Source organism: Prauserella sediminis (assembly GCF_014195435.1).
Lineage (GTDB): Bacteria > Actinomycetota > Actinomycetes > Mycobacteriales > Pseudonocardiaceae > Prauserella > Prauserella salsuginis.
Window position 1 is genome coordinate 1,987,144 of sequence record NZ_JACIBS010000001.1, and the last position, 15,790, is coordinate 2,002,933.

Annotated in this window: 13 protein-coding genes; 8 read left to right on the forward strand and 5 right to left on the reverse strand. The window is 69.7% G+C overall.

What is annotated here, in order from left to right:
* Positions 1-33 precede the first annotated feature (33 nt).
* Both FB384_RS09035 and FB384_RS09040 read right to left on the reverse strand, forming a co-directional pair.
* Complete coding sequence (locus FB384_RS09035) at positions 34-1,662, reverse strand: acyl-CoA dehydrogenase family protein (RefSeq protein ID WP_183781405.1); 1,629 nt, start codon at positions 1,660-1,662, stop codon at positions 34-36.
* Positions 1,641-2,252, reverse strand: coding sequence for a TetR/AcrR family transcriptional regulator (locus FB384_RS09040; RefSeq protein ID WP_183781408.1), 612 nt, complete (start codon positions 2,250-2,252; stop codon positions 1,641-1,643). Before FB384_RS09040 ends, FB384_RS09035 begins: the two co-directional genes overlap by 22 nt.
* Before the next feature lie 116 nt (positions 2,253-2,368).
* Here FB384_RS09040 and FB384_RS09045 point away from each other — a divergent pair, with 116 nt between their 5' ends.
* Complete coding sequence (locus tag FB384_RS09045) at positions 2,369-4,603, forward strand: esterase-like activity of phytase family protein (protein ID WP_183781411.1); 2,235 nt, start codon at positions 2,369-2,371, stop codon at positions 4,601-4,603.
* A gap of 159 nt (positions 4,604-4,762) precedes the next feature.
* Here FB384_RS09045 and FB384_RS09050 read toward each other — a convergent pair whose 3' ends face one another.
* A complete protein-coding gene (locus tag FB384_RS09050; RefSeq protein WP_183781413.1) occupies positions 4,763-7,066 on the reverse strand; it encodes a (Fe-S)-binding protein in 2,304 nt (767 codons plus the stop codon).
* Positions 7,067-7,226: 160 nt separating this feature from the next.
* Between FB384_RS09050 and FB384_RS09055 the strand changes: the two genes are divergently transcribed.
* Both FB384_RS09055 and FB384_RS09060 read left to right on the forward strand, forming a co-directional pair.
* Positions 7,227-7,553, forward strand: coding sequence for a DMT family transporter (locus FB384_RS09055; protein ID WP_183781416.1), 327 nt, complete (start codon positions 7,227-7,229; stop codon positions 7,551-7,553).
* Positions 7,550-8,113: a TetR/AcrR family transcriptional regulator gene (locus tag FB384_RS09060; RefSeq protein WP_183781418.1), complete on the forward strand. Its 564-nt coding sequence runs from the start codon at positions 7,550-7,552 to the stop codon at positions 8,111-8,113. The genes FB384_RS09055 and FB384_RS09060 overlap by 4 nt, the downstream gene beginning before the upstream one ends.
* 496 nt (positions 8,114-8,609) lie before the next feature.
* Here FB384_RS09060 and FB384_RS09065 read toward each other — a convergent pair whose 3' ends face one another.
* Positions 8,610-9,158, reverse strand: a complete 549-nt coding sequence (locus tag FB384_RS09065) for a YbhB/YbcL family Raf kinase inhibitor-like protein (RefSeq protein ID WP_183781420.1) — start codon at positions 9,156-9,158, stop codon at positions 8,610-8,612.
* Positions 9,159-9,413: 255 nt separating this feature from the next.
* Between FB384_RS09065 and FB384_RS09070 the strand changes: the two genes are divergently transcribed.
* From FB384_RS09070 to FB384_RS09090, 5 genes are all read left to right on the forward strand, one after another.
* Positions 9,414-10,196, forward strand: coding sequence for a DUF4097 family beta strand repeat-containing protein (locus FB384_RS09070; protein WP_183781422.1), 783 nt, complete (start codon positions 9,414-9,416; stop codon positions 10,194-10,196).
* Between the two features lie 324 nt (positions 10,197-10,520).
* Positions 10,521-12,392 carry a molecular chaperone DnaK gene (gene dnaK / locus FB384_RS09075; RefSeq protein ID WP_183781424.1) on the forward strand — a complete coding sequence of 624 codons (1,872 nt, stop codon included), beginning with the start codon at positions 10,521-10,523 and terminating at the stop codon, positions 12,390-12,392.
* Entirely contained in the window at positions 12,389-13,147 is a 759-nt protein-coding gene (gene grpE / locus FB384_RS09080) for a nucleotide exchange factor GrpE (protein ID WP_183781441.1), read from the forward strand. Before dnaK ends, grpE begins: the two co-directional genes overlap by 4 nt.
* Positions 13,148-13,174: 27 nt before the next feature.
* Positions 13,175-14,383: a molecular chaperone DnaJ gene (dnaJ, locus tag FB384_RS09085; RefSeq protein ID WP_183781443.1), complete on the forward strand. Its 1,209-nt coding sequence runs from the start codon at positions 13,175-13,177 to the stop codon at positions 14,381-14,383.
* Positions 14,383-14,832 carry a heat shock protein transcriptional repressor HspR gene (locus tag FB384_RS09090; RefSeq protein WP_183781445.1) on the forward strand — a complete coding sequence of 150 codons (450 nt, stop codon included), beginning with the start codon at positions 14,383-14,385 and terminating at the stop codon, positions 14,830-14,832. Before dnaJ ends, FB384_RS09090 begins: the two co-directional genes overlap by 1 nt.
* A gap of 242 nt (positions 14,833-15,074) precedes the next feature.
* Here FB384_RS09090 and FB384_RS09095 read toward each other — a convergent pair whose 3' ends face one another.
* A complete protein-coding gene (locus tag FB384_RS09095) occupies positions 15,075-15,779 on the reverse strand; it encodes a dienelactone hydrolase family protein (protein ID WP_183781447.1) in 705 nt (234 codons plus the stop codon).
* Positions 15,780-15,790: the final 11 nt, after the last annotated feature.

The following is a 15,790-nucleotide window of genomic DNA, read 5'->3' on the forward strand; positions in this document are numbered from 1 at the left end:
TTGGGGGCACGTGGGCCCCACTCGGACGGGCGCTCACTCGGTCGGGGTGATGCGGCTGAGGATGCGAGTCGTGTCGACGCCCGTCGGCAGGGTGCCGAACGCCGCGCCCCAGTCGCCGGCCAGGCGTGACGCGCAGAACGCGTCCGCCACCGCCTCGTCGCCGTGTCGCACCAGCAGCGACCCCTGCAACACCAGCGCGAGCCGCTCCACGAGCCTGCGCGCGCGGTACTCCACATCGGACAGGTCGGCGAGCTCCTTGCGCACTCCGGCGATCGCCTCGTCCAGGCGTCCATCCACACCGGACGCCGCGTCGAGTTCGGCCATCAGCGCCTCCACCGAGTCCGGCTGTTTCGCCATGGCGCGCAACGTGTCCAGTGCCGCCACGTTGCCCGAACCCTCCCAGATCGACGACAACGGCGATTCGCGAAACAGTCGCGGCATGCCCGATTCCTCGACATAACCGTTGCCGCCGAGGCATTCCAGCGCCTCAGCCGCGTGCGCGGGCGCGCGCTTGCACACCCAGTACTTCGTCACTGCCAGTGCCAACCGCCGGAAGGCGGCCTCGCCGTCGTCGGCCGCCGCGCGGTCGCTCGCACCGGCCAGTCGCATCGCCACCAGCGTCGCCGCCTCGGATTCGACGGCCAGGTCCGCCAGCACGTTCGCCATCGCCGGGTGGTCGGCCAGCCGGGTGCCGAACGTCGACCGGTGCCGCGCGTGGTGCGCCGCCCGCACCGTGCCGTAGCGCATCCCCGCGGCCCCGCCGATGACACAGTCCAGCCGCGTGTTCGACACCATCTCGATGATGGTGCGGACCCCACGGCCCTCCTCGCCGACGAGCCAGCCGACCGCCCCGTCGTACTCGATCTCGGCCGACGCGTTCGACTTGTTGCCCAGTTTGTCCTTGAGCCGCTGCAGATGGATGGCGTTGCGCGAACCGTCCGGCAGTACGCGCGGCAGCAGGAAGCACGACAGCCCGCCCGGTGCCTGCGCGAGTGTCAGGAACACGTCCGACATCGGCGCCGACGTGAACCACTTGTGGCCCGTCAGCGTGTAGGTGCCGTCGGTTGCCGGGGTCGCGGTCGTCGTGTTGGCGCGCACGTCCGAGCCGCCCTGCTTCTCCGTCATCGACATACCCGCGATGAGGCCACGCTTGCCCGTCGGCACGCGCAGGCCGTAGTCGTACTCGCGGGCCGCGAGCAGCGGTTCGTAGACGTCGGCGAGCTGCGGGCTGTGCCGCAGCGTCGGCACCGCCGAGTACGTCATCGAGATCGGGCACGTGTGGCCGGCCTCGTTCTGGCTCCACACGTAGAACTTCGCCGCGCGCGCCACGTGCGCGCCGGACCGCGAGTCCCGCCACGGCGTCGCGTGCAGCCCGTGCGACACGGCCACGTCCATCAGGTCGTGCCAGTGCGGGTGGAACTCCACCTCGTCGATCCGATGGCCCACGCGGTCGTGGGTGCGCAGCACCGGCGGGTTCTCGTTCGTCAGCCTGCCCCACTCCTGCACGCGTTCGCTGCCCGCGAGCGTGCCGAGCTCGTGCACCTCGTCGGCGGCCCAGTCGGCTCCCTCGCGTTCCAGCGCGGCGAGCAGGGTCGGGTCGTCGGCCACGTCGTGGCCGGTCAGTTGCGGCACCTGGTTCGTCACGTCGTGGGTTGCTGGCATCGCCGATCTCCTAGGGCTCGCAGGGTGAACGTGGACAGCTCGCCGACGGCGTCCTCGCCGCCCGAGGTCAGCGGTCCGATCATGACCTCGGCGACGGCGCCGACGACTGCGGCGGCGGTGAGTTGGGCTTGTTGCGGTGGCAGTGTCCCGTCGCGCACGCCCTCGGCGATCCGTTCCGCGATGACGTCGCGGAACGCGCGGCGGAACACGATGCGTTCGGCTTCGACGGGCGCATCGACCGGCTCGGCGAGCAGCGCGTACGCCAGACGAGGCGCCTTGAGCGCGCGTGCGGCGAACGTGTCGACGACGGCGACCACTCGCTCCCCCGCCGACCCCGGCCGCTGCGCCGCGCGTTCGACGGCCTCGACCTCCCGCGTCACCAGTTGCCGGAACAGTTCGGCGACCAGTTCGCCCTTGCCGGCGAAGTGCCGGTAGACGCTGCCGGTGGCGACGCCCGCACCGTCGGCGACCGCGGCCACGGAACAGCCCGCGTATCCGCGAGTGGCCAGCAGCTCCACGGCCGCGTCGAGGATCGCGGCGCGCTGGGAGTCCATGCGTGCCTGGATCTTCGGGGTGCGGCGGTACACCATGCCAAGTAGTGAACCACTATTCATTCCTTGGGGCAAGGTGCCCGGTCACGGACATCGGTATGCGGCGTTCGCGTTGTGTTCAGCCCGGCAACACACGAACGGGCTACAAAGCTCGGGTGCGAAACAAAAACCGACTCCTCGCCTGTGCGGCCACCGCGGCGCTGACGGCCACGCTGGCGCCGACCGCCACGGCGAGCCCCGCCGGCGACAGGCCGTCTCACCCCGGGTCTGCTGAAGCCGTGCCGTCCCACCCCGGTGAGCACTTCGTGCGCACGGCGACGATGCCCGTCCACGAGAACTCCTCGCCCGATGAGGAGACCGCGGCCGAGATCTCGGCCGTCACCCCCGACGGCCGGACCGTGGTGTACACCGATTCGCCCGGTGAGCGCATCGGCTTCGCGAACCTCGTGCGGCGTGACTCCGTCGAACCGGCGGGCACCCTCGACATGCCGGGCGAGCCCACGTCCGTCGACGTCGTCGGCGGGCTGGCGCTCGTCGCCGTGAACACCTCGGAGAGCTACACGGAACCGTCGGGCGTGCTCGAGGTCGTCGACATCGACGCGCGTTCCGTCGTCGCGAGCCACGACCTCGGCGGCCAACCCGATGCGATCGACATCTCCCACGACGGCCGCCACGCCGCCGTCGCCATCGAGAACGAGCGCGACGAGGACTCGGGCGACGGTGCGATCCCGCAGCAGCCGGCCGGGTTCCTCGACATCGTCGACCTCGACGGTTCCCCCGCGGACTGGCAGGTGCGCAAGACCGACCTGACCGGCCTCGCCGACGTCGCGCCGAGCGACCCCGAGCCCGAGTACGTCTCGATCAACTCGCGCGGCGAGGTCGCCGTGACACTGCAGGAGAACAACCACATCGCGGTCGTCGACCTCGACAGCGGCGACGTGCGCAGCGACTTCAGTGCCGGCACGGCGACCGTCCGCGGAGTCGACACCACCGAGGACGGCGCGATCGAACGCGACGGCACCGTCACGGGGCCGCGCGAACCCGACTCGGTCGGCTGGCTCGACGACGACACCCTCGCGACCGCCGACGAAGGTGACTACGAGGGCGGTACCCGCACCTGGACCGCGTTCGACGCCCGCACCGGCGACGTCGTGTACAGCTCGGGTGCCGAGCTGGAGGAACTCGCCATCTCGTACGGCCAGTACCCGGAGCATCGCGCCGAGAACAAGGGCGTCGAACCGGAGGGACTGGCCGTCGCCACATACGGCAAGCACCGCTACGCGTTCGTCGCGCTCGAACGCGCGAACCTCGTCGCCGTGTACAACGTGGACGATCCGCGACGGCCGAAGTTGGTGCAGGGACTGCCCACCGGCGTCGCGCCCGAGGGCGTGCTGCCCGTGCCGCAGCGCGGCGGGCTAGTCGTCTCCGCCGAGGAGGACGACGCCGAGAACGACGTGCGCTCCTCGCTCAGCCGGTATCGGCTGACGCGCAAGCCGCTCGCCGCCTCGCTGACACACAACCAGGGCGCGCCGTCGATCGTCTCCGACGGCACCGGATTCGGCGCCCTGTCGGGGCTTTCCGGCGTTCCCGGCGAGCCCGGCGAGGTCGTGGCCGTCACCGACGACGCGTACACGCCGAGCCGCGTGCTCACCGTCGACAGCGCCTCGTATCCGGCCCGCGTGACGGCCGAGCTGCCGATCACGCGCGACGGTGAGGAGGCCGCCTACGACACCGAGGGCATCGCCGCTCGCGCCGACGGCGGTTACTGGCTCGCCACCGAGGGCAAGCCTGCCGAGGGGATCCGCAACCTGCTCGTCGACGTCGACTCCGGCGGCGAGGTGCGCCGTGAGATCACATTGCCGGACGAGATCGCCGACGGAGCAGAGAAGTACGGCTTCGAAGGTGTGGCCGTCTCCGGCGACCACGTGTGGGTCGCCGTGCAGCGGGAGTGGGCGGACAACGAGCAGGGGCGCACCACGCTCGCCCGCTACACGCCCGCGACCGGGCAGTGGGCGTTCGCGGCCTACCCGCTCGACGCCGCGCCGGACAACGGCTGGATCGGCGTGTCCGAGCTGACCGCGCTCGGCGACGGGCGGCTGCTCGTGCTCGAACGCGACAACCAGCGCGGTGAGAACGCGCGGACCAAGAAGGTCTACGAGGTCGACGTCTCGACCGTCGACCCGGCGCCCGCCGGTGAGGCGAAACCGGTGCTGCGCAAGAAGCTCTCGCAGGACCTGCTGCCCGCGCTCGAAGCCAGTGGCGGCGTCGTGGCCGACAAGCCGGAAGGTCTCGCCGTGACCGGCGACGGCCGTCTCGTCGGTGCCGTCGACAACGACGGTCTCGACGACGCTCCCGGCGAGTCCGTCCTGCTGCGACTGGGCCGCGCCTGAGGAAGGGGCCGGCGGACGGGAGACACCGCCGGCCCGTTCCCGGAGTCCTCCGGCCGGGCGCGCCGATCGCGGCCGAACCGCTGTGATCGGTGCCGAAACGAGAAGCGGGCGCCGCACCGGAAGTCCGGTGCGGCGCCCGCTTCGGCTTACCCACCTCGGTTACGAGTCGTCGGCCGACCCGGGCTTGTCGCCCGCGGCATCAGCCGTACCGGCCGTGTCCGCCTTGCCGTCCGGCTCGGCCTCGCCGCCCGTTTCGGCCTCGGGGGCGCCCACCGCGACCGGCTCCTTGTCGGAGCCCCGCTTGACGGCCGACAGCAGCAGCTGCGACACGTCGACGACCTCCAGGTCCTCGCTGGCGCTGCCGTCGCTCTGGCGCGAAGTGACGCCGTCGTTCAGCATCACGCGGCAGAACGGGCAGCCCGTCGCGATCTTCGACGGCGCGGTGCCGAGTGCCTCGTCGACGCGTTCGACGTTGATGCGCTTGCCGATCTGCTCTTCCATCCACATGCGAGCACCACCGGCACCGCAGCACATGGAGCGGTCGCCGTGCCGCGGCATCTCGCGCAGGTTCGCGCCCGCCGCGCCCACGAGCTCACGCGGCGCCTCGTACACCTGGTTGTGGCGGCCGAGGAAGCACGGGTCGTGGTAGGTGATGTCCTGCGCGACCGGCGCCATCGGCGTCAGCCGCTTCTCCCGCACCAGCCGGTTGAGCAGCTGCGTGTGGTGCACGACCTCGTAGTTGCCGCCGAGGTCCGGGTACTCGTTGGCGAGCGTGTTGAAGCAGTGCGCACACGTGACGACGATCTTGCGCTTCGCGGGCTCCACGTCTTCGAACACCGAGTTCAGCACCTCGACGTTCTGCTGCGCGAGCATCTGGAACACGAACTCGTTGCCCGCGCGGCGAGCCGGGTCACCGGTGCAGGTCTCCTCCGGCCCGAGCACCGTGTACTTCACGTCCGCCATGTGCAGCAGCTCCGCCACCGCACGCGTCGTCTTCTTCGCACGGTCCTCGAACGCACCGGCGCAGCCGACCCAGAACAGGTACTCGGCGTCACCGAACTCGCCGTCGAACACCGGCACCTCGAAGTCGAGGTCCTCGGCCCACGCCATGCGGTCCTTGGCGTTCTGACCCCACGGGTTGCCCTTGTTCTCCAGGTTCTTGAACAGCGCGTTCAGCTCGGTCGGGAAGTTCGACTCGATCATCACCTGGTAACGGCGCATGTCGACGATGTGGTCGACGTGCTCGATGTCGACCGGGCACTGCTCGACGCACGCACCGCAGTTGGTGCACGACCACAGCATGTCCGGGTCGATGACGCCGTTCGCCTCGGCGTCGCCCACCAGCGCCCGCTCGGACTCGGCCAGCGCCAGCACGTCGATGCCGGCGTGCGGGTCGTCCCCGGTCAGGCCGATCTCGTCGCCGGCCATGTCCTTCTTGCCGCCGGCCATCAGGTACGGCGCCTTGGCGTAGGCGTGGTCGCGGAGCTGGGTGATCAGCATCTTCGGCGACAGCGGCTTACCCGTGTTCCACGCCGGACACTGCGACTGGCAGCGGCCGCACTCGGTGCACGTCGAGAAGTCGAGCCAGCCCTTCCAGCTGAAGTCCTCGACCTGGCCTGCACCGAAGACGTCCTTCTCCGGGTCGGCCTCCTCGAAGTCGAGAGGCTCGCCGCCGCTCATCATCGGCTTGAGCTTGCCCAGCGCGACTCCGCCGTCGTCCTCGCGCTTGAAGTAGATGTTGAAGAACGCGCTGAACCGGTGCCAGGCGACACCCATCGTCAGGTTCCGGCCGACCACGACCAGCCAGATCATGCCGGACAGCAGCTTGATCAGCGCCATGATGGACACGGCGGCGGTGGCGCTCGGCAGGAGCTGCGCGAGCGGCTGCGTCACGAAGCTCGACCACAGGGCCGGGTCCTCGATGCCGCTGGAGATCTTGAACGTCTTGACACCGAGGATGCCGAGACCCTCGATGACCACCACGGCCTCGACGAAGTAGGCGGCCGCGAAGTTCGACCCCTGGAACCGGGACTGCCGGTCGGCGCGGCGCGGGTGGTTGGCCTGCCGGATGATCGCCAGCGCGACACCACCGACCACGGTGCCGATGCCCAGCAGTTCGAGCAGCAGCTGCCACGGCTCCCAGTGGCCGATGATCGGCCACGCGAAGTGCGGGTCGAAGATCTCGCCGTAGGCCTCGAACAGTGCCAGCGAGCCGAGCAGGAAGCCCCACATCACGAGCCAGTGCCATGGTCCGACGCGGCGGAACTTGTTCATCCGCGTGTGGGCGGCGAACTCCTTGATCAGCGTCTTCAGACGCGGGACGAACGGTCCGTAGCGCGTGCCGTCCGGCTGCCCGAGTCGGATGATGCGCACCTGCCGGACGACGGCGGCGGCGAACACACCCCAAGCGACAATGCTGACGGCAACGCCGATCACGCCGAGCGTGATCTGCAGTGCACCCATGATCGGGCCTTTCGGTTCGGTCTTCGTGGTGGGTGTCGGGAGGGTATCTCTTCTCCGGTTGGTTCCTACTGAGGAGTAATGGATAAGAGATGCCCGAGTCCCACTGATGTGGCAGAAACCTCGCCAATAGTGGGACGAACGTTCAGGTATCTTCACCGGAGTGGGTGCATATTTATTGATCGCCGGAGCGATCGTCGCCGAGGTCGCCGGCACCGTGTCGTTGAAGTTGTCGGAGGGTTTCTCCAGGTTGCTGCCCTCGATCGCCGTGCTAATCGGGTACGGCACGGCATTCGTGCTGCTGGGACAGGCGCTGAAACACGGTATGCCGGTCGGGGTTGCGTACGCGATCTGGGCGGCCGCGGGTGTCGCGCTCGTGGCGTTTATCGGCGCGGCGTTCCTGGGTGAACCGATGAACCTGACCATGGCCGTGGGCCTGGCGCTCGTCATCGGCGGCGTCGTCCTGCTCGAGACCGGGCGTGCGGCGTGAAGCGGCAGGTCGACGGCCGCAAGGCGCGCGGCGAGAAGCGGCGCACGGAGATCATCGAGGCCACGCTGCGCGTGATCGAACGTGACGGCGTCGCCGGGGTCACGCATCGCACGGTCGCGGCGGAGGCGGGTGTGCCGACGACGTCGACGACCTACCACTTCGCGACCCTCGACGACCTCCTCATCGCCACGCTGATCGACTGCGCGCGCGACATGGCCACCGAGGTGTACTGGATGATCGATCGCGCGCGCTCACACGGCCGTGGCCGTGGCGCGGAGGAGATCGCCAAGCTCCTGGCCGAGGCGCTCGGACCGAAACGCGGGCGGACGATGGCCGAGTACGAGCTGTACCTGCTGGCGGCCCGCAAACCGGAGCTGCGCCCCGCCGCGCGGCGCTGGCTCGACGTGCTCACGTCGATGGTGCGCCACGACGACGAGGTCGCCTTCCGCGTGTTCCTCGCCGGCATCGACGGCCTGCTGATCCAGGGTCTCATCGATGACGAACCCCCCGGCGAGGAGGAACTCCGCCCGGTGGTCGATTACCTGCTCAACCCGAGGTGAACCGCCCAGCGGTCATCCCGCGTGTCCTGCATTCAGACCCGCGTGTTCTGCACTGAGAACCGCGTGTTCTGCGTTCAGGCCGCCCTGTCCTACGTCCCGGGACGCCGTGTCGTTTCGTCCGGGGACTGTTGGGCAAGTTCGGGGCGCGTGTTGCTCCCGAACGTGGCCCCTCATCGACGGGCTACCGGCTGACTGTGGTTCTTCGGGCCCCGGGGAGTGCGTTTCCGGGCCCGCGTTGCTCCCGCCCATCGCGCGGTTCCCGCCCCTCGCGAGATGTCAGGCTCGGTCGGCGCGCCCTCGCGCGCCGACCGAGTGCAGGACACGCGGTTGCGAGTGCAGGACACGCGGTTGCGAGTGCAGGACACGCGGTTGCGAGTGCAGGACACGCGGTTGCGAGTGCAGGACACGCGGTTGCGAGTGCAGGACACGCGGTTGCGAGTGCAGGACACGCGGTTGCGAGTGCAGGACACGCGCGGATGGTCGGCGTCGGCTGGTGTCAGCCCTTGTTCTCGTAGAGGGCAGTCAGGGTCGCGCGGCCCAGCGTGTGGCCGAACATGTTGAATGACAGGAACGCGGGCCGGGACTCGTCGGGGATGTCGAGCGAGTCGACGTCCAGCGCGTGCACCACGAACATGTAGCGGTGCGGGCCGTGCCCGGGAGGCGGAGCGGCGCCGAGGTACTGGCGGACGCCGCCGTCGGTCGTGAGCATCTTGGCGCCCTCGGGCAGGTTGGCACCGTTCGGGTCGCCCGCGCCGGTCGGCAGCTCGGTGACCGAGGCGGGGATGTTGTACACCGCCCAGTGCCAGAACCCGCTGACGGTCGGCGCGTCCGGGTCGTAGCAGGTCACGACGAAGCTCTTCGTGCCGTCGGGGAAGCCGGACCACGCCAGGTGTGGCGAGGTGTCCTCACCGCCGGCGCCGAACAGGCCGGACAGCTGCGGGGTCGGCAGTGTCTGGCCGTCGGCCACGTCGTCACTGCGCACGTCGAAGCTCGGCACCTGCGGCAGGAAGTCGTAGGGATTGAAGTTGAACGGCGCGTCGGCCATCTCACGCTCCTCGTGGTCTGTGGCACTGAGCCGGCTGGAGGTGTTGAAGTCCCCAGGGGCATGTCGTCGGGTGTATCGCTGACCCGGCCCCAGGGTAGGCAGCCGAATGCGGTGCGTCAGGGTGGGCGCGCCGCACGCCGGTGCGTGCCGGTCGTGGCCCGTCGGAATCAGGGTCATATCGGGGTTGGCCCCAATGTCGGGGGCGGCGCGGTGGGCCTACTGTTCTCACAACCACGACAGGGGGAATGAGGGCCCATGGCAGCTCCGCGAATTCGGCGTCCGGCGCTGGCGATCGGCGGACTGGTGTTCGTCGGCGCGGGCGCGGCGATCGGGTTCGGGGTGTTCGACGAGGCGAGCGTGACGCACCGGCAGTCGGTGACCGGGGTGGAGCGGATCGAGCTCGACAAGGGTGCGGGCGATGTGGCCATCCGTGCCGGTGATGTCGAGGCTGCGAGGGTCGTCGAGACCAAGTCCTATCGGTGGGGCGACGACGACCCGGTGTTCGAGGTCCGCGACGACGTGCTGACACTGCCCGATTGCGGCATGTGGTGCACGACGACACACGAGATCGTCGTGCCGCGCGGTGTGGCGGTCTCCGGGGACATCGGTTCGGGCGAGCTCGACGTGACGGGTGCGGAGTCGCTGGATGTCGAGGTGGGCTCCGGCGGTGCGCGGGTCTCGGACGTCGAGGGGGACGCACGCGTGGATGCCGGTTCGGGACACGTCGAGCTCAGCGGCATCGGCGGCGAGGTGACCGTCGACGCCGGCTCCGGTGGGATCACCGGGCGCGGGCTGGCCGGGCCGGTGGAGGCCGAGTCCGGTTCGGGCGAGATCACCCTCGAGTTGTCCCGCCCCGCCGGTGTCACGGCCTCGACGGGCAGTGGGGACATCGCGCTGACGGTGCCGCGCGCCGACTATCGGATCGCGGGCGACAGCGGCAGCGGTTCGCGGGAGATCGGTGTCGACACGTCCCCGGGTGCGCGTCACACACTGTCGCTCGACACGGGCAGTGGAGACGTCACGGTCCGCCGTCGCTAGCTGCGTGCCGGGACGGCCGCGCGGGGTTGGCCGCGTGGCGGGGTCAGCCGTGCGGTGTCGTCAGCCGCGCGGGAGCCGTGACCGGCCGGTCGCGCCACGAGTTGTCTCGACCTGGCGGCTGTGGCCGCCGCGGGAACAAACGTCGCAGGTCGGACGTTATGCTGGCAGAAAGGTTGAGTAGTCATCGCTCAAGTCTGGTTTGACGACTCTCGGCCGGTACGGTTAGAACTTGAGTGAGCCCCGCTCAGGTCTCGGCGATACGCCGAGGCGCCCGGTCAGCCGGGCCGGTGGGGTGTCCACAGGATCAGTAGGAGGGAAAGACACATGGCGCGAGCGGTCGGCATCGACCTTGGTACGACGAACTCGGTCGTTTCCGTGCTCGAGGGCGGTGAGCCGACGGTCATCGCCAACTCGGAGGGCGCACGTACCACCCCGTCCATCGTCGCCTTCGCCAAGAACGGCGAAGTGCTCACGGGGCAACCCGCGAAGAACCAGGCCGTCACCAACGTCGACAGGACGATCCGGTCGGTCAAGCGGCACATGGGCACCGACTGGAAGACCGAGGTCGACGACAAGGCCTACACCGCCCAGGAGATCAGCGCGCGCGTGCTGATGAAGCTCAAGCGCGACGCCGAGTCCTACCTGGGCGACGAGGTGACCGACGCGGTCATCACCGTCCCGGCGTACTTCGAGGACGCCCAGCGCCAGGCCACGAAGGAAGCCGGCCAGATCGCGGGCCTGAACGTCCTGCGCATCGTCAACGAGCCGACCGCGGCCGCGCTGGCCTACGGCCTCGACAAGGGCGAGAAGGAACAGACCATCCTGGTCTTCGACCTCGGCGGCGGCACGTTCGACGTCTCGCTGCTGGAGATCGGCGAGGGTGTCGTCGAGGTCCGCGCCACCAGTGGTGACAACCACCTCGGTGGTGACGACTGGGACGAGCGCATCGTCGACTGGCTGGTGGACAAGTTCAAGGCGTCCAACGGCATCGACCTGACCAAGGACCGCATGGCCCTCCAGCGCATCAAGGAGGCCGCGGAGAAGGCGAAGATCGAGCTCTCGAGCTCCTCGACCGCCAACATCAACCTGCCGTACATCACGGTGGACGCGGACAAGAACCCGCTGTTCCTCGACGAGACGCTCTCGCGCGCCGAATTCCAGCGCATCACCTCCGACCTGCTCGAGCGTGCGCGTAACCCGTTCAACAACGTGGTGCGTGACGCGGGCATCTCGGTCGGCGAGATCGACCACGTCGTGCTCGTGGGTGGTTCCACGCGGATGCCGGCCGTGACCGAGCTCGTCACCGAGCTGACGGGCGGCAAGGAGCCGAACAAGGGCGTCAACCCGGACGAGGTCGTCGCCGTCGGCGCGGGCCTGCAGGCCGGCGTGCTGAAGGGCGAGGTCAAGGACGTCCTGCTGCTGGACGTCACGCCGCTGTCGCTGGGTATCGAGACCAAGGGCGGCGTGTTCACCAAGCTCATCGAGCGCAACACGACGATCCCGACCAAGCGAAGCGAGATCTTCTCGACGGCCGACGACAACCAGCCGTCCGTGCAGATCCAGGTGTTCCAGGGTGAGCGCGAGATCGCGGCGCACAACAAGAAGCTCGGCATGTTCGAGCTGACGGGCCTTCCCCCTGCGCCGCGTGGCGTGCCGCAGATCGAGGTCTCCTTCGACATCGACGCCAACGGCATCGTGCACGTCACGGCGAAGGACCTGGGCACCAACAAGGAACAGTCGATGACCATCACCGGTGGCTCCGCGCTGCCGCAGGAGGACATCGACCAGATGGTCAAGGACGCCGAGGCGCACGCCGAGGAGGACCAGCGGCGTCGCGAGGAGGCCGAGACCCGCAACCAGGCGGAGACGCTCTCCTACCAGACCGAGAAGTTCGTGACCGACAACGAGGACAAGTTGCCGGACGAGCTCAAGACCAAGGTCAAGACGGCGATCGAGGAGACCAACGAGGCGCTCAAGGGCGACGACATCGCCAAGGTCAAGGAGTCCGTCGAGAACCTCAACACGGTCTCGCAGGAGCTGGGCCAGGCGCTGTACGCCAACTCGGGTGCCGAGGGCGCGGCCGGTGCCGACGCCGGTGCCGCCGGCGCTGCGGGCGCGAGCGGTGACACCGGGTCCGCCAAGGCCGACGACGACGTCGTGGACGCCGAGATCGTCGACGAGGACGACAAGAAGTGACAGAGCGGGACGAGACCGAAGTCCGGGAAGAGGAGCCGGTCGTCGTTCGGGACCGTCGCAAGGTGGACCCGGAGTCGGGTGACCTGCGCGCTCCCGAGGACGGTGAGGCGGTCGAGGTGCCGGCGGGTGAGCTCGCGGGCACGGAGATCGGCGGGGCGGCCGGCGATGCCGGGCAGGCCGCGTCCGACGTCGACTCCGACCTGGCCAAACAGTTGGAGGAACGCACCGCGGACCTGCAGCGCGTCCAGGCCGAGTACGCCAACTACCGCAGGCGTGCCGACAGGGAGCGGGAGCAGCTCGCGGCGTCGGGCAAGGCGTCCCTGGCGGGCGACCTGCTGCCGCTGCTGGACGACGTCGAGCGCGCCGCCCAGCACGGCGACCTGACCGGCGCGTTCAAGTCGGTGGCGGACAAGCTGGTCGAGGCACTGGAGAAGGCCGGCCTGGAGCCGTTCGGCGCCGAGGGCGACGAGTTCGACCCGAGCGTGCACGAGGCGGTGCAGCACGACACGTCGCCGGAGGTGTCCGGTCCGACCGTGACGACCGTGCTGCGGCGCGGCTACCGGTTCGGTGACCGGGTGCTGCGGGAGGCGCTGGTGGCCGTGACCGACCACGAGCCCGGTGAGGCACCCGCCGAGCCGGCCGTTCCGGCGGCGGACGCTCCGCCCGCAAGTGCGGAGGCGTCCGATGCGGAGGCGCCGATCGACCCGCCGGTCGAAGGTGAGCTCCCCATCGACGGCGATGAGCAACGGAACTGACGACAAGCGGAAAGGAGGAGACGCCCGATGAGCGCTCGGGAGTGGCTCGACAAGGACTTCTACCGTGAGCTGGGCGTCTCCTCCGACGCTTCCACGGACGAGATCAAGAAGGCGTACCGGAAGTTGGCGCGGGAGAACCATCCCGACGCCAACCCCGGCAACGCCGAGGCGGAGAAGAAGTTCAAGGCCGTCTCGGAGGCCTACGGCGTGCTGTCCGATCCGGACAAGCGCAAGGAGTACGACGAGGCGCGTGCCCTGTTCGGCTCCGGGCGCACCGGTGGCGGCTTCGGCGGGTTCCCCGGCGGCGGCCCCGGTGGCGCGGGCGGTGCCGGCGGATTCGACCTGGGTGACATCTTCGGCCAGGGCGCCGGCCCCGGTGGTCCCGGTGGCGCCGGTGGGTTCGGCGGCCTGGGCGACATGCTCGGCAACCTGTTCGGACGCCGCGGCGGCGCGGCGGGTGCGCAGCGTGGTCAGCGTGGCAGCGACGTCGAAACCGACGTGCGGATCGACTTCGCCGAGGCGGTCAAGGGCGCGACGCTGCCGCTGCGGCTGTCGAGCCCCGCGACGTGCGGTACGTGCGGCGGGAACGGCGCCCGGCCCGGCACGTCCCCGCGGACCTGCCCGACGTGCGCCGGAGCCGGACTCGTCAACCGCAACCAGGGTGCGTTCGCGTTCTCCGAACCGTGCCCGGACTGCCGCGGCAGCGGCCACCAGATCGACGACCCGTGCCCGGAGTGCGCCGGTGAGGGCGTGTCCACGCGGACGCGCACGCTCACGGTGCGGATTCCGCCGGGCGTCGACGACGGCCAGAAGATCCGCCTCGCAGGGCAGGGCGAACCGGGCAAGGGCGGTGCGGCCGCAGGCGACCTGTTCGTCCGGGTGCACGTGCGCGCCGACGAGGTGTTCGGCAGGTCCGGCAACGACCTGACGATCACCCTCCCCGTGGAGTTCACGGAGCTGACGCTCGGCACGACACTGACCGTGCCGACGCTCGATTCGAAGGTGTCCGTGCGCGTGCCCGCGGGCACGGCGAGCGGCCGCGTGCTGCGGGTGCGCGGCAAGGGAATCGCCAAACGGGATGGCTCGCAGGGCGATCTCCTCGTTACGCTGCAGGTCGTCGTGCCCTCGAAGGTCGACGACGAAGCGAAGGCAGCACTCGAGAAGTACGCCGATGCGGTCGCAAAGCACGATCCGCGACCCGAGATCACTGCGCTGTTGCGCGACAGAGGTGAGTGATGTTCGGTTCAGGTTCGCCGGGGTTCGGCATGCCGTACGGCGCCGACGAGGACACGCCCGTCTTCGTCATCTCCGTTGCGGCGCAGCTTTCGGGGCTGCACGCGCAGACACTGCGGTCGTACGACCGGATGGGACTCGTCTCGCCCGGTCGTACGACCGGTGGCGGCCGCCGCTACTCCATGCGTGACATCGCACAGCTGCGTGAGGTGCAGCGGCTGTCCCAGGAGGAAGGCGTCAACCTCGCGGGCATCAAGCGGATCATCGAGCTGGAGAACCAGGTCGAGGCGCTGCAGGCCCGTGTGACGGAACTGGCGGAGGAACTGTCGTCGGCCTACGCGGCTGCGGAGCAGGCGGCGGCCGCCGTTCACGCGTCGTACCGCAAGGACCTCGTGCCGTTCCGGAAGCAGAACGCCATGGTGGTCTGGAAGCCGGGCAGGCCGAAGCGCTGACCCCCTCGTGCGTGTTCTGCGTTCGCGGGCCCGTGTTGTCGATTCGGGGACCCGTGTTGCGGTTTCCGGAGGCCGTGTTGCGGTTTCCGGAGGCCGTGTTGCGGTTTCCGGGGCCCGTGTTGCACGTTCCGGAGTTCGTGTTGCGTGCGCCAGACATCGGACCGCTGCCCCGACGGCGCGTGGCCGTGCGACGGCGTGACCGCCCCGGCCGTTGGAGTGCACGGCCGTCGGCGGGCACGGACTCAGCGCAGCTGCTTGCTGAAGAACGCGAGCACCCGGCGCCACGAATCCTCGCTGGCTTCGTGGTCGTAGCCGAATCCGCTGATGCGGGCGACGAGGTTGAACGGCCCGAGCGGTAGCTGGTTGGCGAAGCTGTGCCGGGCCTGCGGATACTCCTTGACGTCGTGGGGAATTCCGCGTGCGGTGAGTGCGGTTTCGAGTTCGTCCGCGGCGCCCTTCAACGTCGGGTCCTTGCCGCCGAAGCTGGCGACCACCGGGCAGGCACCGTCGAGCACGGACCCGTCCTCCGGCAGCTGGCCGTAGTACGGCGCCGAGGCGTCGAATTCGCCGCCGGCCGCCACCAGCGCGAACCCGCCGCCCAGGCAGAAGCCCACGATGCCGACGCGGTCGTTGCAGTCCTCGCGGTCGGCCAGCGTGCGGCGCGTCGCTTCGAGATCGTCGAACGCTCTGCCTTCGCCGGCCAGCATCGCGCGGAACACCGACCGGACACATCGGACCAGTCCACCTCGCGAGTAGAGATCTGGCGCGAGTGCGACGAATCCCGCGGTGGCGAAGCGCTCCGTGATGAGGCGGGTGTCCCGGGTCAGGCCGAACACGTCGTGCACGACAACGACGCCGGGCCACGGTCCCGGTCCGGCGACGTCGGGCTGTGGCTCGGCGAGGTAGCCGTCGATCGTTCCGTCGGCGACGTCGATGGTGGTCTCCACGGTGCCTCCTC